Source organism: Ureibacillus sp. FSL K6-8385, from assembly GCF_038593155.1.
Classification (GTDB): Bacteria; Bacillota; Bacilli; order Bacillales_A; family Planococcaceae; genus Ureibacillus; species Ureibacillus terrenus.
Window position 1 is genome coordinate 1,704,279 of record NZ_CP151968.1, and the last position, 22,586, is coordinate 1,726,864.

At 43.4% G+C, this 22,586-nt stretch carries 24 protein-coding genes and 1 tRNA gene; 5 read left to right on the top strand and 20 right to left on the bottom strand.

The features are described from left to right. The 4 genes from NST62_RS08305 to NST62_RS08320 all read left to right on the top strand — a co-directional run bounded on the left by NST62_RS08305 (nt 1) and on the right by NST62_RS08320 (nt 3,438). Nucleotides 1-1,461 (top strand): AMP-binding protein, encoded by a 1,461-nt coding sequence (locus NST62_RS08305; protein ID WP_141602477.1) that lies wholly within the window; start codon nt 1-3, stop codon nt 1,459-1,461. A gap of 55 nt (nt 1,462-1,516) precedes the next feature. Continuing rightward, on the top strand, nt 1,517-2,608 hold the full coding sequence (locus NST62_RS08310; RefSeq protein ID WP_141602438.1) for an acetyl-CoA C-acyltransferase: 1,092 nt from the start codon (nt 1,517-1,519) through the stop codon (nt 2,606-2,608). 115 nt (nt 2,609-2,723) lie between these two features. After that, nucleotides 2,724-3,134 carry a MaoC family dehydratase N-terminal domain-containing protein gene (locus NST62_RS08315; RefSeq protein WP_141602437.1) on the top strand — a complete coding sequence of 137 codons (411 nt, stop codon included), beginning with the start codon at nt 2,724-2,726 and terminating at the stop codon, nt 3,132-3,134. Further along, entirely contained in the window at nt 3,115-3,438 is a 324-nt protein-coding gene (locus tag NST62_RS08320; protein WP_181733242.1) for a MaoC/PaaZ C-terminal domain-containing protein, read from the top strand. Before NST62_RS08315 ends, NST62_RS08320 begins: the two co-directional genes overlap by 20 nt. A 382-nt stretch (nt 3,439-3,820) precedes the next feature. On the opposite strand, the gene NST62_RS08325 is transcribed toward NST62_RS08320, so the two are convergent. The 11 genes from NST62_RS08325 to NST62_RS08375 all read right to left on the bottom strand — a co-directional run bounded on the left by NST62_RS08325 (nt 3,821) and on the right by NST62_RS08375 (nt 12,055). Continuing rightward, nucleotides 3,821-3,894 (bottom strand) — tRNA-Arg (locus NST62_RS08325). A gap of 106 nt (nt 3,895-4,000) precedes the next feature. Beyond that, the gene (locus NST62_RS08330) at nt 4,001-4,519 is read right to left on the bottom strand and encodes a metallophosphoesterase (protein WP_342462807.1); all 519 of its coding nucleotides are present in this window, start codon (nt 4,517-4,519) and stop codon (nt 4,001-4,003) included. A 220-nt stretch (nt 4,520-4,739) separates the two neighbouring features. Next, entirely contained in the window at nt 4,740-5,069 is a 330-nt protein-coding gene (locus NST62_RS08335) for a zinc ribbon domain-containing protein YjdM (RefSeq protein WP_141602434.1), read from the bottom strand. A 92-nt stretch (nt 5,070-5,161) separates the two neighbouring features. Next, nucleotides 5,162-5,755, bottom strand: a complete 594-nt coding sequence (locus NST62_RS08340) for an XTP/dITP diphosphatase (protein ID WP_141602433.1) — start codon at nt 5,753-5,755, stop codon at nt 5,162-5,164. Next, nucleotides 5,724-6,536 (bottom strand): ribonuclease PH, encoded by an 813-nt coding sequence (rph, locus tag NST62_RS08345; RefSeq protein ID WP_141602432.1) that lies wholly within the window; start codon nt 6,534-6,536, stop codon nt 5,724-5,726. The genes NST62_RS08340 and rph overlap by 32 nt, the downstream gene beginning before the upstream one ends. Nucleotides 6,537-6,783: 247 nt before the next feature. Continuing rightward, complete coding sequence (racE, locus tag NST62_RS08350) at nt 6,784-7,581, bottom strand: glutamate racemase (RefSeq protein ID WP_141602431.1); 798 nt, start codon at nt 7,579-7,581, stop codon at nt 6,784-6,786. A gap of 291 nt (nt 7,582-7,872) precedes the next feature. Continuing rightward, on the bottom strand, nt 7,873-8,094 hold the full coding sequence (locus NST62_RS08355) for a LuxR C-terminal-related transcriptional regulator (RefSeq protein ID WP_016837203.1): 222 nt from the start codon (nt 8,092-8,094) through the stop codon (nt 7,873-7,875). 71 nt (nt 8,095-8,165) lie between these two features. Continuing rightward, on the bottom strand, nt 8,166-8,612 hold the full coding sequence (locus NST62_RS08360) for a thioesterase family protein (protein ID WP_141602430.1): 447 nt from the start codon (nt 8,610-8,612) through the stop codon (nt 8,166-8,168). A gap of 239 nt (nt 8,613-8,851) precedes the next feature. Then, nucleotides 8,852-9,634, bottom strand: coding sequence for a succinate dehydrogenase iron-sulfur subunit (gene sdhB / locus NST62_RS08365; protein WP_141602429.1), 783 nt, complete (start codon nt 9,632-9,634; stop codon nt 8,852-8,854). Nucleotides 9,635-9,636: 2 nt separating this feature from the next. Next, nucleotides 9,637-11,397, bottom strand: a complete 1,761-nt coding sequence (gene sdhA, locus NST62_RS08370; protein ID WP_141602428.1) for a succinate dehydrogenase flavoprotein subunit — start codon at nt 11,395-11,397, stop codon at nt 9,637-9,639. Nucleotides 11,398-11,440: 43 nt separating this feature from the next. After that, complete coding sequence (locus NST62_RS08375; RefSeq protein ID WP_141602427.1) at nt 11,441-12,055, bottom strand: succinate dehydrogenase cytochrome b558 subunit; 615 nt, start codon at nt 12,053-12,055, stop codon at nt 11,441-11,443. Nucleotides 12,056-12,345: 290 nt separating this feature from the next. Here NST62_RS08375 and NST62_RS08380 point away from each other — a divergent pair, with 290 nt between their 5' ends. Continuing rightward, nucleotides 12,346-12,762 carry a YslB family protein gene (locus tag NST62_RS08380; protein WP_342462809.1) on the top strand — a complete coding sequence of 139 codons (417 nt, stop codon included), beginning with the start codon at nt 12,346-12,348 and terminating at the stop codon, nt 12,760-12,762. Between the two features lie 25 nt (nt 12,763-12,787). Here the strand turns inward: NST62_RS08380 and NST62_RS08385 are convergent, their stop codons facing one another. The 9 genes from NST62_RS08385 to NST62_RS08425 all read right to left on the bottom strand — a co-directional run bounded on the left by NST62_RS08385 (nt 12,788) and on the right by NST62_RS08425 (nt 22,586). Further along, a complete protein-coding gene (locus NST62_RS08385; protein WP_141602425.1) occupies nt 12,788-14,014 on the bottom strand; it encodes an aspartate kinase in 1,227 nt (408 codons plus the stop codon). 294 nt (nt 14,015-14,308) lie between these two features. Then, the gene (uvrC, locus tag NST62_RS08390) at nt 14,309-16,093 is read right to left on the bottom strand and encodes an excinuclease ABC subunit UvrC (protein ID WP_141602424.1); all 1,785 of its coding nucleotides are present in this window, start codon (nt 16,091-16,093) and stop codon (nt 14,309-14,311) included. A 152-nt stretch (nt 16,094-16,245) separates the two neighbouring features. Next, nucleotides 16,246-16,560 (bottom strand): thioredoxin, encoded by a 315-nt coding sequence (trxA, locus tag NST62_RS08395; protein WP_141602423.1) that lies wholly within the window; start codon nt 16,558-16,560, stop codon nt 16,246-16,248. Between the two features lie 215 nt (nt 16,561-16,775). Continuing rightward, nucleotides 16,776-17,753: an electron transfer flavoprotein subunit alpha/FixB family protein gene (locus NST62_RS08400; RefSeq protein WP_141602422.1), complete on the bottom strand. Its 978-nt coding sequence runs from the start codon at nt 17,751-17,753 to the stop codon at nt 16,776-16,778. Between the two features lie 76 nt (nt 17,754-17,829). Next, nucleotides 17,830-18,603 (bottom strand): electron transfer flavoprotein subunit beta/FixA family protein, encoded by a 774-nt coding sequence (locus tag NST62_RS08405; protein ID WP_328216324.1) that lies wholly within the window; start codon nt 18,601-18,603, stop codon nt 17,830-17,832. Nucleotides 18,604-18,625: 22 nt separating this feature from the next. Further along, a complete protein-coding gene (locus tag NST62_RS08410) occupies nt 18,626-19,396 on the bottom strand; it encodes an enoyl-CoA hydratase (RefSeq protein ID WP_141602420.1) in 771 nt (256 codons plus the stop codon). A gap of 12 nt (nt 19,397-19,408) precedes the next feature. Continuing rightward, nucleotides 19,409-19,993: a TetR/AcrR family transcriptional regulator gene (locus NST62_RS08415; RefSeq protein ID WP_141602419.1), complete on the bottom strand. Its 585-nt coding sequence runs from the start codon at nt 19,991-19,993 to the stop codon at nt 19,409-19,411. 95 nt (nt 19,994-20,088) lie between these two features. Next, a complete protein-coding gene (locus NST62_RS08420; RefSeq protein ID WP_328216326.1) occupies nt 20,089-21,780 on the bottom strand; it encodes a long-chain-fatty-acid--CoA ligase in 1,692 nt (563 codons plus the stop codon). Nucleotides 21,781-22,166: 386 nt separating this feature from the next. Beyond that, complete coding sequence (locus tag NST62_RS08425) at nt 22,167-22,586, bottom strand: DUF350 domain-containing protein (protein ID WP_342462810.1); 420 nt, start codon at nt 22,584-22,586, stop codon at nt 22,167-22,169.

A 22,586-nucleotide genomic window follows, 5' to 3' on the forward strand; every position in this document is an offset into this window, starting at 1 on the left:
ATGATTACTTCACCTTATTCGCGGCATGCGCAGCATTTTCCCGACAAAGCCGCCATCATTGCCGATCATCAAATGTTGACATACCGCCAATGGGATGAAATGGTGCGGAAAACGGCTGCCTGGTTTCAAGCCGGAAGCTCAAAAAACAAAACCGCCGCATTCTTTTTGCCGAACGGAATTCCGTTTCTTCTACTTTTTGCAGGGGCTGTAGCAGCCGGATGGATCGCGGTTCCCCTTGATTTGAAATGGAAGAAGCAGGAACTTTCCAAACGCCTTCAACTGGCGCAACCCGATGTCCTGATTACAACGGCAGGTTTCCTTCCAAAAGTGAAAGGGCTTCATCCAAATCTGTTGGTTTGGGAAGAATGGAAAAAAGACTTGGAAGAAGTGCCGACACCGGTAAGATCGGAAGTAAGCGACCAGTCGCTTCCCTTTTATCTCGGTTTCACTTCCGGATCGACCGGTTCACCGAAAGCTTTTATCCGCTCCCATTCGTCCTGGATCGAAAGCTTTGCATGCACACGGTGCGATTTGGGAATCGGGGAAAACGACCATGTGCTGATTCCCGGGCCTCTTCTTCATTCCCATTTTTTATATGGCGCAATGAGCACTTTATACATCGGAGGAACCGTGCATTTATTGGAGAAATTTTCTCCTGTGAAAACGCTTATGAAATTGGAAGAATCTCCGCTGACGGTCATGTATTTAGTGCCGACAATGGCCGAAGCGCTTTTAAGAGAAAATGTGAATGTACCGAAGCCCCTGAAAATGATTTCCTCCGGTGCGAAACTTGAAACCCATACCCGTCAAAGAATCCGCAAGATGTTTCCGAACCTTCACTTGTATGAATTTTACGGAGCGGGCGAACTGAGTTTTGTCACCTTTTCCAAGGATGACATCAAACCGGATTCCGTCGGCCGCCCTTTTCATAACGTAGAGATTCAAATTCGCCGCAAAAACGGAGAAATCTGTGAAATAGGCGAAATCGGTAAAATTTATGTGCGAAGTCCGATGACATTCATCGGCTATATTCATGAACCGGGTCAATCGGTGCAATCCATAGCGGATGATGAAGGCTGGATTACGGTGGATGATTTGGGCTGGATGGACCAGGAAGGGAATCTTTATCTTGCCGGACGGGAAAACAATATGATTTTGTACGGGGCAAAAAATATTTTCCCCGAAGAAATCGAAGCGGTATTATCGATGCATCCGGGAGTGGAAAAAGCGGCAGTGGCCGGATTGAAGGACCCTTATTGGGGGCAGATTCCCGCTGCTGTCATTCAGGGGAAGGCATCCGTTCTCGAATTAAAAAGATTATGCAAAAAACATTTGGCTTCCTATAAAGTTCCGCGCAAATGGTTTTTTATTGAAGAAATGCCCTTGACGACAAGCGGAAAAATCGCCAGGGGGGAACTCGGGGCGCTGCTCGAGGGGAAATCGGCGGGTGCGGCTTTATAATTTTTTCCACCAGAATGCAACAGGACTTGCCGGAAAAGCGAAGGGGGAGGACAAAATGAACGAGGCCGTGATTGTGGCTGCAAAAAGAACACCGATAGCCCGCGAGAAAGGCGCCTTAAAACATCTGGAACCCCATCAATTGGCCGCGCCGCTCCTGTCCCATTTATCGGCAGGTATTGAACAGCATATCCATGATGTGATTCTCGGCAATGTCGTCGGTCCGGGGGGCAATATCGCCCGTCTATCGGCTTTGGAAGCAGGCCTCCCCTTTTCCGTGCCGGGAATTACGCTTGACCGTCAGTGTTCCGCAGGGCTTGAAGCCGTCCGGATGGCCTGCCTTTTGATTCGCGCCGGCTCCGGTTCATGCTTCATCGCAGGGGGAGTTGAGAGCGCCAGCACCTCCCCCTTCCCGAAGCGGGCCCGTTTTTCGCCGGATTCCATCGGCGATCCGGATATGGGAGTGGCGGCGGAATATGTTGCTGAAAAGTTTCGCATCACCAGGGAAATGCAGGATGAATATGCATTGTTGAGCTGGAAGCGGAGCAGAGAGGCTTTTGAGCTGGGATTCCATGAAGAGGAAATACTTCCCATAGGAGATTTGGAACAGGATGAGGTTTGGCGCCGCAAACGGAATATAGAAAAAATCATCAAGCGGGCGGCTCCAGCTTTTGTAAAAAATGGAACGGTCACGGCTGCGAACAGCTGCGGCATCCATGACGGAGCAGGCGCAGTGCTTGTGATGGAGGCGCATCTTGCAGAAAAACTGGGGTATCAGCCGGTTCTCCGTTTCGTGGACAGCCAGGTTTCAGGGGTGCACCCTTTTTATCCGGGAGTTGCCCCGGTGCCGGCAATCAAGGCGCTGCTGGAACGGAACGGATTGACGATTGGCGATCTGGATCTCATCGAAATCAACGAAGCCTTTGCTTCCAAGGTTGTCGCGTGCGCCCGGGAACTGTCGATTCCTTATGTAAAATTAAATGTACGTGGAGGCGCCCTTGCGATTGGCCATCCATACGGGGCCTCCGGGGCGGTATTGGTAACAAGGTTGTTTTACGAAGTTCAGCGCCGGCCACAGGCGAGGTACGTTCTTGCCGCAATCGGAAGCGGCGGCGGCGTCGGGGTAGCCGTGCTGTTTGAAACGGTGTGAAACCGCAGAAGCAGAGGAAAATCTTCTTCCACGTATATAAAAAGATGGCGCTTCCCCTTTTCTTTTTGGTTTGCAAAAAGAAGGAGGCTTCCTCTTGAATACATGAGGTGATCATTTGAAATCGGAATATTTTTCTTTTCATTTTACGAAAGAAGAAGTCCAGCGGTATTGCGGTTTGGCAGGTGTGAAAAAGGCGATCTATTACAGTTTGGAAGCGGCATTAGAGGAAGGCTTTGAAGGAATCCCCCTCCCCCCTGCCCTTCCGATGATCGCCTATCGGCACATCGAAAAACCATGGCAACTGGCCGAACCCGTTATACTGCGTAAGCAGGAATGCAGGCCGCATCGGATCATGTATGCGGACAGGGCTTATGTTGGAGCCGTCAAGTTGCGCAGCCATTCATTTCGCCAAGGCAGATGGTTTCTGATTGAAGAACTGGTAATCTTTGATCAGGAGAATCATCTTTGTTTTAACGGAATCTCTCATTTGATTGCAGGTGGTTTCTTTGAAAACAATACGGTTTAAAGTGACCGAACAGGATATTGAAAGCTATGCGGAGCTGTCAGGGGATGTCAATCCGATCCATCTGAATCCTGAATACGCAAAAGCCCATGGATTTTCCGGAAAAGTCGCCCATGGCATGTTGACGATGGCAAAGGTTTGGGGCATCCTGGCAAACGAATTCGACAACATGCAATTCCCGGCGGTATTCCGGCTGCATTTCCAATCGCCCGTCTATGTTGGAGAAACAGTGGAATTGACCATCGAGGAAGAGGATTGCTCGATCACCATCACCGGAAAAGTGGTCAAAGGCAAGGCGTCGCTGTGACGCCTTGTTTTTTCTTGCGCCGGATGTGGTATATATTTTGATGAGGACTTGATTGAAAAAAGATAACGAATCAGCAGAGATTGGTGCATTTGTTCATACTTTGTATTTTATAAAGGAATACATTGTAATGAAAAGGAGGGGATGAAATGAAAAGATTCACATCTTGCATGAAGGAAAATTCCTTCTGGATTTATGTCGGCATCGCCGCGGCCGCGCTGATCTTGTTCATATGGTGACAGACCCTCCGTTTCCCCCAAGGCATTTGGATAATGCCTTCTTTTTTATCCCCTTTTAACCTATCAACTTATCAGGGAAACCTTCTTGTTTTGAAAACTGCAATAAAAAGCCTTACAACCATGGAGGCTGTAAGGCTTTTTTCTAGCGTCCCAGGAGGGATTCGAACCCCCGACCGACGGCTTAGAAGGCCGTTGCTCTATCCAGCTGAGCTACTGAGACATTTTTCATTTTTTCATTTTTTCATTTCCCCGACGGACAATATTTATTATATTAGTGTAGTGTGAAAATGTCAACAGCAAAATGAAATTTTTTGATAATTTTCACACTACATGTTCATCCGATTATCCTGAACAAACTCTGTCTGAAAGATTTCTTCCCCTTGATCGGTGTAGGCCGTCACCTTCCAAATCTCCTCAAGGAAATCTACAAGCACATAGCTTTTTTGATCGATTCCGCGCGGCTTTAACAAACTGCCCGGATTGACAAACAAAATATCATCGATCAACTCCGCCCCAAGCAAATGGGAATGGCCGAAGAATACCGCATCCGCTTCCACTTCTTTCGCGCGGTAGAATAAATTCAGCGTCGTGGACTTTACATTGAATAAATGGCCATGGGTCACCAAAATCTTTTTTCCTTCCGCTTCGAACAATTCTTCATTAGGAAAACGTTTGTCCCGGTCGCAATTTCCCCGGACCCGTTTCGCCCCTTCCAAATAGGGATGCTCATAATCGAGTTCACTGTCCCCGCAGTGAATGACCGTATCCGCCTCCGGATGGCGATTCCGCACCTTCCGGATAATTTCCGCGTCTCCATGGGTGTCGCTCATCACTAATATTCTCATTGCCTTCCCCCTAACCGTCTGATATCTAAAAGCGAAACATCATCCTCATAAATGATATTAAACAATTTTGCCAAAAATGTAAAAGCCTCAGACTCCTAACTCCAAAATGTGTTATAGAGTAGATATGCAAATCCTTTTAGAAAAATACTTGCTTCCATAATTTTATCTGCCCCGAATTTCAATTTGCAATCCATAAAAAAAGAGGCTGCTTGAGCCCCTTTTATGCTTTCTTCACGAATTCCGATTTCAGCTTCATCGCTCCAAAACCGTCAATTTTGCAATCGATGTTATGGTCGCCTTCCACTAACCGGATGTTTTTCACCTTTGTTCCCATTTTTAAAACGGATGAAGTTCCTTTTACCTTCAAATCTTTGATGATCGTCACGGAATCACCGTCTTGCAGAATATTTCCATAGGCGTCTTTAACGACCAGCCCATTTTCTTCTGCCTGTTCTTCCCCTGTCCATTCGTAGGCGCATTCAGGGCAAACCAACAAATTTCCGTCTTCATACGTATATTCCGAATTGCATTTTGGACAGTTTGGTATCATTTCATTTCCTCCATCTCAACAATTGTTCCCTACTACTATAACGAATTCTTATGGAGGATTCAATTAATAATAGAAAATAATTATCTTTTCAATCATTTCAAAATGTTTGGAAGTTCTTTTGTCAATTTCCGGATGGCATTCCCGCGATGGGAGATGGCCCCTTTTTCTTCCGGCGTCAATTCGGCCATTGTGCGGCCCAATTCCGGAACATAGAAAATGGGATCATAGCCGAAACCGTTTGTGCCCCGCTTTTCATGCAAAATTTTCCCTTCGCAGGTGCCCCGGAACGTTTTCGTTTCGATGTCCGGACCGCTGATCGCAATGGCGCAGACGAAACGGGCCGTGCGTTCTTCATCCGGCACCCCTATTAATTTCTCAAGCACTTTTTGAATATTCGCTTCATCGTCATGATCCCCCGCGTAGCGGGCGGAAAACACGCCCGGTTCGCCTCCAAGGGCGTCCACCTCCAAACCGCTGTCATCCGCTATGACGATTTTTCCAAGGGCTTTTGAAAGGGTTTCCGCCTTTATAATCGCATTTTCTTCAAAGGTTGAACCTGTCTCCTCGATTTCCATGTCGCTCGCGATATCCAGCATCGTGACAACCTCATAGTCAAGCGGCTTGAAAATGGCCTCAAAATCTTTTGCTTTCCCTTTATTTTTCGTTGCTATGACTACTTGCTTCATGATTCTCTGACTCCCCGGCTTCCTCAGTTTGTTGTAATTTTGCATCCTCGATTAGTTTTGCATCTTCTCCGAGAACCGATTTTTGGATTTCGATTAATTCCCGGATTCCTTTTTCTCCAAGTTCCAGCAATGTGTTTAATTCTTCGCGCGAAAATGTGGCTTCTTCGCCGGTACCCTGGATTTCGACGAAGCGTCCGCTTCCTGTCATGACAAGGTTCATATCCACCATCGCTTCAAAATCTTCCTCAAAGTTCAAATCCAATACTGCCCCATTGGATTCAAGGATTCCGACGCTTGTTGCGGCCAAAAAATCCGTAATCGGAAATTTTTCAAAAGGCGTTTCTTTATGGATTTTTGCGACCGCCTGTGTCAAAGCCACGAATGCCCCGGTAATGGAAGCTGTCCGTGTTCCGCCATCCGCCTGAATGACATCGCAGTCAATCCATATCGTGCGTTCTCCAAAGGCTTCCAGATCAACGACTGCCCTTAAGGCCCGTCCAATCAATCGTTGAATTTCCATCGTCCGTCCGCTGATTTTGCCTCGGGCAGATTCGCGGATTGTCCGTTCTTTTGTGGCTCTAGGCAGCATTGAATATTCCGCGGTAATCCATCCTTTGCCTTGTCCGCGAAGAAAACTTGGCACCTTATCTTCGATTGTTGCCGTACAAATCACTTTTGTATTCCCCACCTGAATTAATACGGATCCTTCCGGATGCATTAAATAATCTGTTTCGATTGATACCGGTCTTAATTGATTGACTTCTCTTCCATCTGTTCTCATGCGCTTTCCTCCTAAAAATAATCGTCCATATCTTAACATACTTTTCCTTTTGAAAAAAGCGTTGCACATTTTTAAATGCACTTGGGCATACAATCTTTTATAGCTTGTAGCACTTGTCTACAAGTAAAAAAGCTCGAAAAGGACCTTTCGAGCTTTCTTCATGTCTCATGCAATTCGGTACAACCGATTCGGAAAACGCCGCATCTGTACTGAATCGCATGAGACGCAATGGGAGTTTGAGGATTTATTAATTTAATTTTATTTTTCTGATATCCAACTCTTTTCTTTCCAACCAGTTTTCAGCAATTGTGCGAAAAATCGGCACTGAACCGGTTACATAAAAAATATGATGCGGTTCGCTTTTTTCAGTTCGCAACAAATCAAGGTTCACTAAAAGTTCCTTTACTTCTTTTGCTGTTTCTTCCGCTGATGATAAAACCGTTACATCAGGTCCCACAACTTTTTCGATATGATGCTGAATCATCGGATAATGGGTACAGCCTAAAATGACTGTATCGAAACTTTTATTTTTTAGCGGCATCAAACCGTTTGCTACGAGTTCAAAAGCGAATTGCCCTTCATATTCCCCGCTTTCTACAAGCGGTACGAATGTCGGACACGCCAAAGGAATGATTTTTGCTTTTGTATTTAAAGAAAGTAGCGCTCTTTCATATGCACCGCTTCTAATGGTTCCTTCTGTAGCAAGGACAACAATTTCATTCCGCTTTGTTTTTTTGATTGCCGCCCGGGCTCCTGCATTGATGACACCTACTACTGGAATGGAAAGTTCTTTTCTTAATGCATCAAGGGCAACTGCTGTTGCTGTATTACAGGCGATGACGAGCAGTTTGACATCCTTTTGCTCCAGAGCTTTTGCCAACTGCATCGTAAAAGTGAGCACTTCGCCACTTTTACGTGGGCCATAGGGGCACCTTGCAGTATCACCGATATAATAAATCGTTTCATTTGGCAAAGCTCTCATGATTTGCTTTGCTACCGTTAAGCCGCCAACACCTGAATCAATTACGCCTATTGGGGCATTCACTTATACCGCCTCTATCCTATTTCATTTGTTTGATATATTATCTATTCTATTTTGGCTTAAATCTTTACCAAGTTCAACGATTCTTTATCAAAAAACAAAGATAGGAAGAAGCGTCAATCTTCATTGGAACGCCCACTAAAAAACTTGGAAAGAATCATCAATGCTAATGTGCCCGATTCATCCCATCATTAAACATGCCAATTTTTCATATATTTGCTTCAAATTTTATTATTTTAATATAGGAGAAAATTATTGATTTATATAGTAATTTGACATAAAAAGATTTTGTTTTTAGTGTAATGAAAGTTCGTCTAGCCTTAATAATTCAATTAGTGCCTGTGACCTGCTGGAAACCCCCAGCTTTTGGATTGTGTTTGAAATATGGTTACGCACCGTTTTTTCACTGATACCCAATTTTTGGGATATTTCCTTTGTTGAATAATCCAGAATTAACAACTGAAATATTTCCCGCTCTCTTTTCGTTAGTAGCGAACGATGCTGCGGGCTACTCATAAGGCAACACCCTCCTATCTCCTCTCTATGTAAGGTATGTCAGGAAGGGTGATGCTGTGAGGGCATTTTTACTATTTCCCGCACAATATTATCTTTTGTTCTTCGGTCCAAGGCGCCGGTCTGCCCGTTTCCTTGTCGATCTGCACTAAAGCGCCTCTTCCTGTTAGAACAATTTCCCCTTTTTCATTTTTCACCATGTAATGAAGGTCAATCGAGGAATTTCCTAGTCGGGCGGTTTTTACATAAACCCGCAGTTTCTCGCCGTAATACACTTGTTTTAAATAATCGCATTGAATATCCGCCACCACAGGGATTTTTTGTTCCTCCTGAGAACCCCAATTGTTTTTTATATTCAGAGACTTGAAGTATTCGATCCGCGCATGTTCGAAATATGAAAAAGGTACGACATTGTTGAGGTGGCCATACATGTCTACATCGGAAAAACGGACAATTTCTTCTGTATAAAATGTGAATTCCTTTTCCCATTGCTCCAAATCTTCGATATATGTTTCTTTCATATTCCCATCCCCTTGTTTTTAATATAGCAATCATTATTATACAATACTTCCCTTTTCTTAGAAATGAAGGAAACTGTCGAACGTTGTTGGAGATGGTTGAAAATTTGTAGGATGGAATCTACTTGATGGGGTTCCCATGGAAACCGCCTCCTATATTATGCAAATAGCAAAAAAATGTTCTTGATTTCAAAAAAAAGCAGCCAAATTCAGAAAACCGAATTGGCTGCTTTTGTTTATGATTAGTCTACCATGTGGTCTGAACCGAAGAATTTGCGGAACATGTGTACAGTCGTCGCTCTGTTTAAGGATGCAATGGATGTTGTCAAAGGAATTCCTTTAGGACATGCAGCTACGCAGTTTTGGGAGTTACCGCAGTTTGCAAGTCCACCTTCGCCCATAATTGCATCTAAACGTTCGTCTTTATTCATCGCACCTGTTGGGTGTGTATTGAATAGACGTACTTGAGAAAGTGGCGCCGGACCAATGAAGTTGGATTTCTCGGAAACGTTTGGACAAGCTTCAAAGCACACACCGCAAGTCATGCATTTTGATAATTCGTATGCCCATTGACGTTTGCGCTCAGGCATCCGTGGACCTTCACCTAAGTCGTAGCTTCCGTCAATAGGAATCCATGCTTTAACTTTTTTCAATGCGTTGAACATGCGGCTGCGGTCAACTTGCAAGTCACGCACAACCGGGAAAGTTTTCATTGGTTCCAAACGGATTGGTTGTTCCAATTGATCAACCAACGCTGAACAAGACTGACGTGGACGACCATTAATCACCATCGAACATGCACCACAAACTTCTTCGAGGCAGTTCATATCCCACGTAACTGGAGTTGTTTCTTTTCCATCAGCAGTTACAGGGTTTTGACGGATATACATCAACGCTGAAATAACGTTCATCCCTGGGCGGTAAGGTACTTCAAATTCTTCCCAACGGCTTGGCCCGTTTGGGTTATCTTGACGTAAAATTTTAAATCTTACAGTTTTTCCACTTTCCACTTGTTGTGTACTCATGATTAATTATCTCCTTTCGAAGAGTAGTCACGTTTACGAGGTGGAATTAATGAAACGTCCACTTCTTGATAAGTAATGATTGGCTCGCCAGTAGATGGATCGAATTTCGCCATAGTTGTTTTTAAGAAGTTTTCATCGTCACGTTCAGGGAATTCTGGTTTATAGTGCGCACCGCGAGATTCGTTACGCAACAATGCGCCTTTTGTAATTACTCGCGCAAGATATAGCATATTTTTCAATTGACGAGTAAAGTGTGCACCTTGGTTGCTCCATTTTTGAGTATCGTGGATGTTGATGTTTTCCCAACGCTCCAACATGTCGCCAAGTGTATCATATGTTTTTTGTAGGCGGTCATTGTAACGTACAACTGTTACGTTGTCTGTCATCAATTCGCCAAGTTCTTTATGGAGCAAGTATGCGTTTTCATTACCTTTGTCCATTTTTAGGATGTTATCCCATTTTTGCTGTTCTTGTTTTACATATGCATCATATAAAGATTGTGGAAGATCTTCAGCATGTTTTGATAAGCCTTCCATGTATTTTACTGCGTTTGGTCCGGCAACCATACCGCCGTAGATCGCAGAAAGCAATGAGTTGGCGCCTAAGCGGTTCGCTCCGTGTTGAGAATAGTCGCACTCACCAGCAGCAAACAGACCAGGGATTTCAGTCATTTGATCATAGTCAACCCATAATCCGCCCATTGAGTAGTGAACTGCTGGGAAGATTTTCATTGGAACTTTGCGAGGGTCGTCGCCAACGAATTTTTCATAAATTTCGATGATACCGCCCAGTTTGATATCGAGTTCGTGCGGATCTTTATGGGACAAGTCTAGGTATACAAGGTTTTCGCCGTTGATACCCAATTTTTGGTTTACGCACACGTCGAAGATTTCGCGCGTCGCGATATCGCGTGGTACCAAGTTACCGTATTTAGGATATTTTTCTTCCAAGAAGTACCAAGGTTTACCATCTTTATAAGTCCAGATACGTCCGCCTTCACCGCGGGCAGATTCACTCATCAAGCGGTTTTTGTCATCACCTGGGATGGCAGTTGGGTGAATTTGGATGAACTCACCGTTTGCATAAGAAGCACCTTGTTGATAAACGATGGATGCCGCAGAACCAGTGTTGATGACAGAGTTTGTGGATTTACCGAAAATCATTCCAAGTCCACCTGTTGCCATGATTACGGCATCAGAGCGGAATGCTTTGATTTCGGAAGTTTTCAAGTCTTGTGCTACGATACCACGGCAACGTCCTTCATCATCAAGAACAACGCCTAGGAATTCCCAGTGTTCATATTTTGTAACTAAACCTTCCACTTCGTAGCGGCGAACTTGTTCATCAAGCGCATATAGCAATTGCTGACCAGTTGTCGCACCCGCGAATGCTGTGCGGTGATGCAAAGTACCACCGAAACGGCGGAAGTCAAGCAAACCTTCAGGAGTACGGTTAAACATAACTCCCATACGGTCAAACATATGAATGATACCAGGTGCCGCTTCGCACATCGCTTTAACTGGCGGTTGGTTCGCCAAGAAGTCACCGCCGTAGATTGTATCGTCAAAGTGGATCCATGGAGAATCCCCTTCACCTTTTGTATTTACTGCCCCATTAATTCCGCCTTGTGCACAAACTGAGTGTGAGCGTTTAACAGGAACTAATGAGAATAGTTCTACTTCAGTACCCATTTCGGCTGCTTTCATCGTTGCCATCAGACCGGCTAAGCCGCCACCAACAACGATTAATTTCTTTTTGGCCATGACTAAGTTTCACTCCTCTTTTCTAATTGGATGTTCTGTTAAATCATACGAATGCTAGAATTGCTGATACACCGATAATGCTGATGATTACGAAGAAAATCATTGAAAGCCATGAGAATACTTTTTGGGAATGTGGCGATTGTGTGATACCCCAGCTTACGCAGAATGCCCATAAACCATTGGATAAGTGCAATGTAGCTGATAGGATACCTACAATATAGAATGCCAACATCCAAGGATTGTCCACGATATTTTTCATCATATCGAAGCTTACTTCGGCATTGCCTAAAGCTTTTTGGATGCGAGTTTGGAACATGTGCCAAGCAATGAAAATTACAAGGAACACGCCCGTAATGCGTTGCAATAAGAACATCCAGTTACGGAATGTACTGAAGCGCTTGTTGTTTGGTGTCGCTGTAAAGGCAATATAAATTCCATATAATCCGTGGAATAAAATTGGAATGTAGATCACAATCCATTCAATAGTCAATAATAGCCAGCCAGGGATATAATCCATTACCCCAGTCGCTGAGTCGTATGTCTCTGCCCCACCTGTTGCAGTGAAGTTAAGAGACAAGTGGAATACTAAGAATAGCCCTACAGGAATAACACCAAGTAAAGAATGTAGTCGGCGCCAGTAAAACTCATACTTTTGCAAGACTTTTACCCCCTTAAATGATAGAAATAGTAGTCAATAAGTCGTCACAAATTGTAAACGCTTTATGCATTGACTGTATGAATCATAATGGTACAATATTATGACAAGTTCATTGTACCCTCATGAACTATTACCGTCAAGGTACGTTATGAATATTTGTTGGGCTAAAAATTTTCCGTTTTTCTCTGGAAAAATTACCATTCATTCTCGAAAATACATTTTTTATCTATTTTTAGACATTTCAATAATCTCGTAAAAAAAAGTAAAATCTAGAAAGAGGTTCTTGTATTATGTCATCTGTTCAAAAAACGTTTCCTTTATTTGGCTATGAACTCATAAGAGATTATTTATTACCATCTATATTAGGGAAGCACGAGAACGATATCCTTTATTGGGCAGGCAAAGATTTGGCTCGGAAATTCCCGTGCACCGATATCCCTTTGATCATTTCCTTTTTTAAAGATGCCGGTTGGGGCGATCTCGCCCTGGAGAAGGAAATGAAGGACGGTTTTGTTTTCCGGTTGACGAATGACCCGGAATTGCTGAAAATCAAAGAGCGGAATTTCCGGTTGGAAGCCGGGTTTATCGCCGAACAAATCCAAAATTTTAAAGGCTTTTTGACCGAATGTTTTGAAGAGAAAAAAGAACATCAGGAACAAGTTATTTTTACAGTAAAAATGGATTTGAAGGAAAAAATTGAGCAATAAGGGGCAAAAGCGCCCCTTTTTTATTTCATGCCAACTCTTCCGCAAGGCCGAATTCATCATGCAACGCATTCGCCGCACGAATCATATCGTCTTGGGGTACAACTACGGAGACTTTGATCTCCGATGTGGAAACCATTTTCACCGGAATGTTTTCCTTGCATAAGCGTGCAAACATTTTTGCGGCCACTCCCGGATTGGAAACCATGCCGGAACCGACAATTGACACTTTCGCCAAACCGACTTCAAAATCCGCAAATTGAAAACCAAGCTCCTCCTTGTGATCTTCAAGCACCTTCACAGCATTCGCCAAATCCTCTTTCGCGATGGAAAAAGAAATGGTCGGTTTTACTTCTTCCATGACAGATTGAACGATAATGTCCACATTGACATGGTGTTTTGCTAATGTATTGAATAAATTGGCAAGGGAAGATTTTTCCAATGTTTCATAACCGACAGTAAAACGGATGATGTCTGTTTCATATGCGACACCACGGACAATCAAATTTTTTTCCATTTCAATCTCTCCCTTAATGACTGTACCACGGACATTTTTTGTACTGGAGCGGACGACGAGGGGCATTTCAAATTTTTTGGCCAACTCCACCGCTCTCGGATGAACGATTTTCGAACCTAAATAAGACAATTCCAACATTTCATCATATGTAATATCTTTCAGTTTGCGGGCATGCTGCACCACATTCGGATCGCCCGTATACACCCCGTCAAGCTCCGCATAAATTTCCACCCGTTCAGCGCCAATGCTTTTTCCAATCGCAACGGCTGTCGTATCAGCACCGCCTTCCCCAAGGAGTGTGATATTATTTTCTTCATCAACCCCTTGTCCACCTGCGACAATCACTATTTCCCCTTTTTTAAACCGCTCGATGATGACATCGCCGTTGACATCTTCGATACGGGCGTATCCGGATGTTTTTCGTGTCGTTTTGATTCCGACTTGCCAACCGGCGAGAGATTGGGACCTGAACCCCCTTTTTTGAATGGCGATGGACAGCAAACTGCTCGCCACCAGGGCGTTTGTCGAATGGATGACATCCAATTCCTTTTCCGCAGGAGAATCGGAAAGCGAGTGGACGATTTTTTCCACACTGCCATTGAGCAACGATGTTGGGGGAACGACCGCCACAACATTGCGGCCAAATTTCTTCTCTTCAATCAGCCTTTTGGCGGTTTCTCCGATTTGTTCCGGTGAAGACAAATTTTTTTCATCCAATTTCACTACAATGTTAATCATTGTCACACTCCCCTTAATCTCACAAAACCAGTGATATTGCCATGCTTCTATTTCGAAAGAAAAAAGCAACTCTTCACAAGGGTGGTGAAAAGCTGCCTCAATCAACAGCACATTCTTTTGAGAGAGCTCCCCAAACCTTTTATTTTCTATTGCAATAAAGCAAGAATACGGAAAATATCCGGCGCTATCTCTTCCAAAAGCTCATTTTGGAAGTTCCTTTTGAGACGGGTACCGCTATCCCCGCATCTTTCCTGAAACGAAACGATTCAACTTTAAATTTACAATATCATACAGCTATTCCTTTGACAATGTGTCTTCATGAAAATGTCGATAAATGGCTTCTGCAACTGATTTGGGCATTTTTGCTTCCATCAGTTCTTCCACGGTCGCCTGTTTGATTTTTTTGATGGAGCCGAAATGATTTAATAATTGCTTTTTCCGTTTTGGACCCACCCCTTCAATTCCATCAAGAGCGGAACGGAACGCGCTGGTTTGATGTCGCTGTCTCAAAAACGTGATTGCAAAACGGTGCACTTCATCCTGGATGCGCTGAAGCAAATAAAAGGCATCGCTCGTTTTTTCCAAAGGAATCGCAGCGGGAGGGTCGCCGTATAAAAGTTCCGATGTGCGGTGTTTTTCATCTTTCACAAGCCCTGCAATCGGAATCGAAAGTCCCAGTTCGTCTTCCAGCACTTCACGTGCGACTTCCATTTGCCCTTTTCCGCCATCCACAATGATCAAATCGGGAAGCGGCAAATTTTCCTTTAATACGCGGATATACCGTCTGCGGATGACCTCTTGCATCGCTCCATAGTCATCATGTTTTGCCGTTTCTTTCAATTTATATTTGCGATACTCTTTTTTCGCCGGTTTTCCGTCAATAAATACGACCATCGCACTGACCGGATCCGCGCCATGCATATGGCTGTTATCGAACGCTTCAATGCGGAGGGGAGCCGGAATATTCATCGCTTCGCCCAATTGTTGGCATGCGCCGATTGTCCGTTCTTCCTGCCGTTCGATAAGCTGGAATTTCTCTTCGAGGGCCAGCATCGCATTTTTCTTTGCCAGCTCTACCAGTTCCTTCTTCGATCCACGTTTCGGAACCAGTACTTTTATATTCAAAAACTTTTCTAAAATAGTTTTATCAATCGTATCCGGAATCAAAATCTCCTTGGGTTTTATGTGTTCATCGTAAAAACGGCCGACAAATGTTAAAAACTCTTCTTCAGGATCCCGGTATATCGGAAAAATGGAAACATCCCTTTCGATTAATTTCCCTTGCCGTACAAAGAATACTTGGACGCACATCCATCCTTTTTCCACCGAATAGCCGAATACATCACGGTTAGTGAAATCGCCCGATACAATTTTTTGTTTTTCCATGACCGTTTCAATATTTTGGATTTGATCCCGATATTCCTTTGCTCTTTCGAATTCAAGCTTTTCCGCGGCTTCCATCATTTTTTTCTCCAGTTCTTTTTTCACGTCTTCATGTCCGCCGTTTAAGAATTTCGCGATCTCATCCGTCATTTCTTCATAAATTTTCGGATCCACGTCTTTGACGCATGGCGCCAAGCATTGTCCGATATGATAATACAAACAAACCCGGTCAGGAAGCCGGTTGCATTTCCTCAATGGATAAATGCGGTTTAATAGTTTTTTTGTTTCATTCGCGGCAGAAACATTCGGATAAGGGCCGAAATATTTCGCCTTATCTTTTTTCACCTTTCTCGTCGTGATGATTCTTGGATATTTTTCGTTGGTGATTTTTATATAAGGATAACTTTTGTCATCCTTCAACATGACGTTATATTTCGGGTCATATTGTTTAATCAAGTTGAGTTCCAGGATTAAAGCTTCCAGATCACTGGATGTAACGATGTATTCAAAGTCTTCGATTTCGCTGACCAGGCGTTGGGTCTTACCATCATGGGTACCGGTAAAATAGGAGCGCACCCTGTTTCTTAAAACTTTTGCTTTCCCTACATAAATCACCGTTCCTTGCCTGTCTTTCATTAAATAGCATCCGGGCAATTCAGGCAACAAAGACAATTTATACTGGATTGTTTCATTCATGAAAGATCACCTTGCATACCATCAACCAATTTTTCGCTAACTCTATTATAGAGGCATCCATCAATAAAAAGCGAGAAGTATTCAGCATGGATGCTTTTCCTTAAAAATATTTGCATAAAAAAAGAGCACATATCAATGTGCTCTGCGGAATATTATTTATTGCTGTTGATAAACTCAACCAAAGCTTCTTTTGGCTGGAATCCGACAGTTTTTGCAACCAACTGGCCATCTTTGAATAAAAGCAAAGAAGGAATTGACATAATTTGATAATCTGCGGCTGTCGCCGGATTGTTATCTACATCCACTTTAACGATTTTCAATTCCGAGCCCATTTCGGCATCAAGTTCTTCCAAAACAGGTGCAATCATTTTGCATGGTCCGCACCAGTTTGCCCAGAAATCTACTAATACCAAACCTGAAGAAATTTCTTGCGCGAAGTTTTGATCCGTAGCATGTACAATTGCCATTTAAATGCCTCCTTAATATTACATCTTTATGTAGTATAGCATGTGGAAAATGGAAAGTGTAGTAAAGAGTTCCGGAACTCGAAACTCTTCCAGTAAAGTTCAAACTTTCTTAATATGCGATATTTTGCCCGCCGGCGAAATTTATCATACTACAAAAAACTGCCACATCTCAAACCATTGAGACGTGGCAATATATGAACATTTCGTTCTGCGGTTTAAGCATTCACTTTCAATGCTTTAATTTCTTCAATTAATAATGGAACCACTTCGAACAAGTCTCCGACAATACCATAATCCGCCACCTTAAAAATATTTGCTTCCGGATCTTTGTTGATGGCAACAATCACTTTTGAGTTGGACATGCCGGCCAAGTGCTGGATCGCCCCGGAAATGCCGCAAGCAATATACAAATCCGGTGTTACGACTTTGCCGGTTTGTCCTATTTGCATTGCATAATCGCAATAGCCGGCATCGCAGGCGCCACGGGAAGCTCCTACAGCACCGCCCAACAAGTCCGCAAGTTCTTTCAACGGTTTGAATCCTTCCGCGGACTTCACGCCGCGTCCTCCTGAAACGATCACTTTCGCTTCGGATAAATCCACACCCGTTGAGGCATTGCGGACGACTTCTTTCACGATTGTGCGCAAGTTTTTGATATCTACGGAAACGGATTGGACGTCTCCTGTACGGCCTGCATCTTTTTCAAGCGGCGCGATATTGTTCGGACGAACAGTAATAAATACAAGCCCTTCTTTGAATTTTACTTTTTCAAATGCTTTACCGGAATAAATCGGGCGAACAAATACCGCATCATCGCCTGAACCCTCGATTTCAGTAACGTCTGAAATTAATGCTGCCTGCAGGCGGGATGCCACTTTCGGGGACAGGTCTTTTCCCAAAGCAGTGTGGCCGATGACGATCCCTTCAGGTTTTTCTTGTTCAATTAGCGCGAGCAATGCCTGGCTGTACCCATCGGATGTATAGAATTTTAAATGCGGATGTTCCACAACGAGCGCTCGGTCAGCACCGTATGCAATCAATTCTTTTGCCAGATCCGCCACCTGGTCGCCGAAAAGGGCAGCAACCACTTCTCCGCCATCGGAAATTTGTTTCGCGGCCGCAATCGCTTCAAAAGAAACGTTGCGCAAAGCGCCGTCACGAACTTCACCTAATACTAATACTTTTTTTGACATTGTACTCCCTCCATTACTGTACGAATCGATTTTATCTACGGCTATGACGCTTCCATTCTGTTATTCATTAGATCCATTAAATTACTTTCGCTTCTGTGTGCAATAAGTTCACCAGTTCTTTCACTTGGTCTTTTAAATCGCCTTGCAAAATGCGTCCGGCAGATTTGGCTGGAGGCAAAAATACTTCCACTGTTTCGATTTTCGGTTCCACATCGTCTTCATCGATATCCAAATCATCCAGCTCCAACTCTTCAAGCGGTTTTTTCTTCGCTTTCATGATGCCCGGCAAAGAAGGATATCTTGGCTCGTTTAAGCCCTGTTGAGCTGTCACGAGGAGAGGCAGGCTTGTTTCAATAATTTCGGAATCCCCTTCAACATCACGGACAATTTTTACGTTAGTTCCATCGATTTCTAATTTTGTGATTGTCGTTACATAATTGATGCCGAGCAGATCGGCAACTCTAGGGCCAGTTTGGCCGGAACCGCCGTCAATCGCCACATTCCCTGCCAAAATTAAATCCGGATTTTTGTCTTTCAAATACTCAGCCAAAATATAAGCCGCGCCGGCATGATCCAGCTCTTCCACATCATCTTCGACATTGATTAAAACCGCTTCGTCGGCACCCATTGCAAGGGCAGTACGGAGTTGTTTTTCCGCTTCTTCACTTCCCAGGGAAATCACCGTCACTTTGCCGCCATGCTGGTCTCTTACTTGGATTGCTTCTTCGATGGCATATTCATCATAAGGGTTGATGATGAATTCAGCGCCTTCTTCCTGGATTTGGCCATTTTCAATTACGATTTTTTCTTCTGTATCGAAAGTGCGTTTCATTAATACGAAAATATTCATGTATGATAACCCCCTAAATCAATTATTTTCCGCTGAATGCAGGTTGACGTTTTTCAATGAATGCCTGGATTCCTTCTTTTGCATCTTCCGATTGGAACACGATGCCGAATTGTTCGGCTTCGGCTTTGATTCCGTCTTCAAAGGATGCTTTTGCATATTGCAATGCATGAATGGCGGCTTTCAACGAAACAGGGCTCTTTTTGGCAATCTTTTTCGCCAGCTCCAAAGCTTGCGGCAATAATTCTTCCTGCGGGACTGCTTTATTCGCTAGTCCCCATTCAACAGCCTCTTTGCCTGAAATCGGCTCGCCTGTAAAAATCATTTCAGCCGCCTTTGCCGTTCCGACATAGCGGGGAAGTCTTTGTGTCCCTCCGAATCCAGGAATAATACCAAGATTCAATTCAGGAAGCCCCAATTTCGCATCTTCTGCAACATAACGAATATGGCAGCTCATCGCAAGTTCCAATCCGCCGCCCAGTGCTGCCCCGTGGATTGCTGCGATGACCGGTTTCGGGAAAGACTCGATGCGGTTGAAAACAGTTTGTCCATTTTCTGAAAGCTCCACCGCTTCGGCTTGCGTTGAAACCGATGTAAACTCTTTGATATCGGCGCCTGCCGAGAAGAATCGTCCTTCTCCATGCAGCAGAACAACTCTGACATCATTGTTTTGTTCAATTTCTGTCAATAATTCATCCAATTCGCGGATGAGTTTCTGTGCCAACGCATTGGCAGGAGGACGATTGATGGAAACAATTGCAACTCCTTCTTCCAATTTCCAATTGAGAAATTCCATGACGACACTCCCTTATTTGTTTTTTATTCCATTGAGCAATAAGTGTTTGACTTTTGGCGCATTGTCTAAGAGATCATATCGAAAGTCGTTCATCACCCAGGATGTGATCGTTTCATCGATGGTGCCAAATACCATTTGCCTTGCCACCCTCACATCCATCGTCGGATTGAACTCGCCATTCATCATGCCTTCTATCAATATATTATCGAGAAGCTTCAAATATTCTTTTAAAATGGCATTTATTTTTAACCTTAACTCTTTATTGGATTGGCGCAATTCCAGCTGGGTGACGGTCGCAAGATGACGGTTGTTGGCCAGCACCTTAAAATGGTTGTCAATCATCTTTGATAGTTTTTCCGTAGCGCTTGTCTCCATTTCGATGATCTCTTGCAAACTTTCGATAAAAACACTCATTTTTTCTTTAAACAAAGAAATCAAAATATCCTCTTTATTCTTGAAATACAGGTAAATAGTCCCATCCGCAACGCCGGCCTGCTTTGCAATTTTTGAGATTTGCGTTTTATGATAACCGTTTTCTGCAATTGCAATCACCGCGGCATCTATAATTTGCATGTATTTCGGTTTATCACGATTCACAATGTTCACCACCAAAAAATATGAAAATATGAATGATTATTCATTCATATTTTCATATTATAATTTTATGAACATTCTGTCAATATTACATATATTTAATTTGCCTGAAGTTCTTTGAGCTTCATTTTCTCTTCTTCAACCAATATTCTCCTTAATACTTTTCCTACCGCCGTTTTAGGCAATGAATCCCTGAATTCATAGATGCGCGGCACTTTATACGCTGCCAAATGTTGCCGGCAATATCGGTCCAGCTCTTTCTCTGTCACCGTTTTTCCTTCTTTTAATACGATATATGCCTTCACCGTTTCCCCCCGATATGGGTCCGGCACCCCGGCAACGACACATTCTTTGACCGCTTCATGCTCATATAATACTTCTTCGATTTCCCTAGGGTAAATATTAAATCCGCCTGCGATGATGACATCTTTTTTGCGGTCGACGACATAGAAGAAACCTTCTTCATCCATATACCCCAAATCTCCGGTCAAAAACCATCCGTCCACAAAAACTTGGGCAGTTTCTTCCGGACGCTTCCAATACCCTTTCATGACTTGCGGACCGCGTACGGCAATTTCCCCTATTTCTCCCGGAGGCAATATTTCATTTTCACCCGGTTTCATGATGACCGCATCTGTATCCGGCCATGGAACCCCAATGGAACCGATCACCCGTTTATCCCAGATGAAATTTGCGTGTGTGACCGGCGATGTCTCCGTCAGGCCGTAACCTTCCACCAGCCTTCCTCCTGTCACTTCTTCAAATTTCTCCTGCACTTCCACAGGAAGCGGGGCTGAACCGCTGATGCAAGCATTGATGGAAGACAAATCGTATTTTTTCAAATCCGGATGGTTCAATAAACCGATGTACATGGTCGGCGCACCAGGGAAAAGGGTCGGCCTCTGTTTATGGATGGTTTTTAACACCTGATCCACATCAAATTTCGGCAACAAAATCATTTTGTTTTGTTTCATTACGGTTAAAATCAGCACTGTTGTCATTCCGTATACATGGAAGAAAGGCAATAAACCTAAAACCACTTCTTTTCCTTCCTCGCACTTGTATAGCCATGCATCGCACATCATCGCATTGGCAATCAAGTTCTTATGGGTCAGCATAACCCCTTTTGGAGTGCCCGTTGTTCCTCCTGTATATTGAAGAAGGGCGAGATCCTCTTCAAAGTTGAAGGGCACTTCAATCGGACTCGGCTCTTCCACCCTCATAATTTCCGTAAATAAGTGCGTATTCCCCTGATGTTCCACTTTCACGCTGAAACCATATTGTTTCTTTTGGATAAACGGATAAACAAGATTTTTCGGAAATGGAAGATAATCCTTGATCCCGGTAATGATAACGTTTTCAATTTTCGTCTGGCGAATCACTTTCATAATTCGCGGATATAAAATATCCAGCGCCAATATCACTTTTGCTTCAGAGTCCTGCATCTGGTATTCCAGTTCCCTTTCCGTATAAAGCGGATTCGTCTGAACGACAATGCCGCCCGCATATAAAATGCCATAATAAGCGATGACCGCCTGGGGACAATTCGGCAACATGATGGCCACCCGATCGCCCTTTTCCACCCCTAATGAACGCAAGTAATTCGCAAATTTCAATGCCGATTCATACAGTTCCCGGTAATCCAATTCCCTTCCCATAAAATGGATGGCAATTTTATTTTGGTTCTTCCGGTAAGCCCTTGTCAAAAAAGTTTGGACGGGAATTTCTTCATATTCCAATGTATGCGGTATCTCAGCAGGATAATGCTTAAGCCACACCTTATTTGACATCCACACATCCCCCTTTGCTTAAAAAGTGAAAATTTTCTTACAATTGTTATCATTTATTATAATTGAAAAGGATTGCACTTTCAAACTATTTTTTTAAAATTATAAATATTTTTCTCTATTATTCTATTATTTTCTTTTTCATTCAATAATTTCAGCGGCGTTTTCTATGTCGTTTTATGTCGTAAAATTGCATTATTTATTATTTTGAAATAATTATTCAATGCCGTTAAACAGCAAAAAAAGGGTGGAAACACATATTTGCGTCTCCTCCTCTGTTTAAAAAACAAAAATAACCTTTATTTTGCAATCAAATAATAAATTCCTATGGCAAAAAATAGTACGGCTATGACAATCAACACTTTTGCTAGCTTTTCCATAAAAACCTCCTATGAGATGCTGGAGCCGATGACGAAGGAAAGCCCTAGCGAAATGGTGAACGAAATCAATCCGACGGACCGGTTGTCCTCCTCAATTTCCTTGTCGATATTGAATTGGGGTGTTAAAAATTCATATAAAAAATAAGCGATGATCAACAAAAAGAAACCATATAACCCCCAACCGATCATTTCAAAAAATGTGTTATGCCTTTCAATGGAATAGCGGAAAATATTGCAGACACCCAAAATTTTCCCCCCTGTCGCCAAAGCGACAGCCACATTTCCTTTCTTAATTTCTTCCCAGTTTTTATATTTCGTTACAACTTCGAACAATACCATCGCGAGCACCAAACACAATACGACCACACTGAAATAACCCGCTGTTTCGATCAAAGGATGTTTCCAGAAATTTGAACCCACATTCACCAT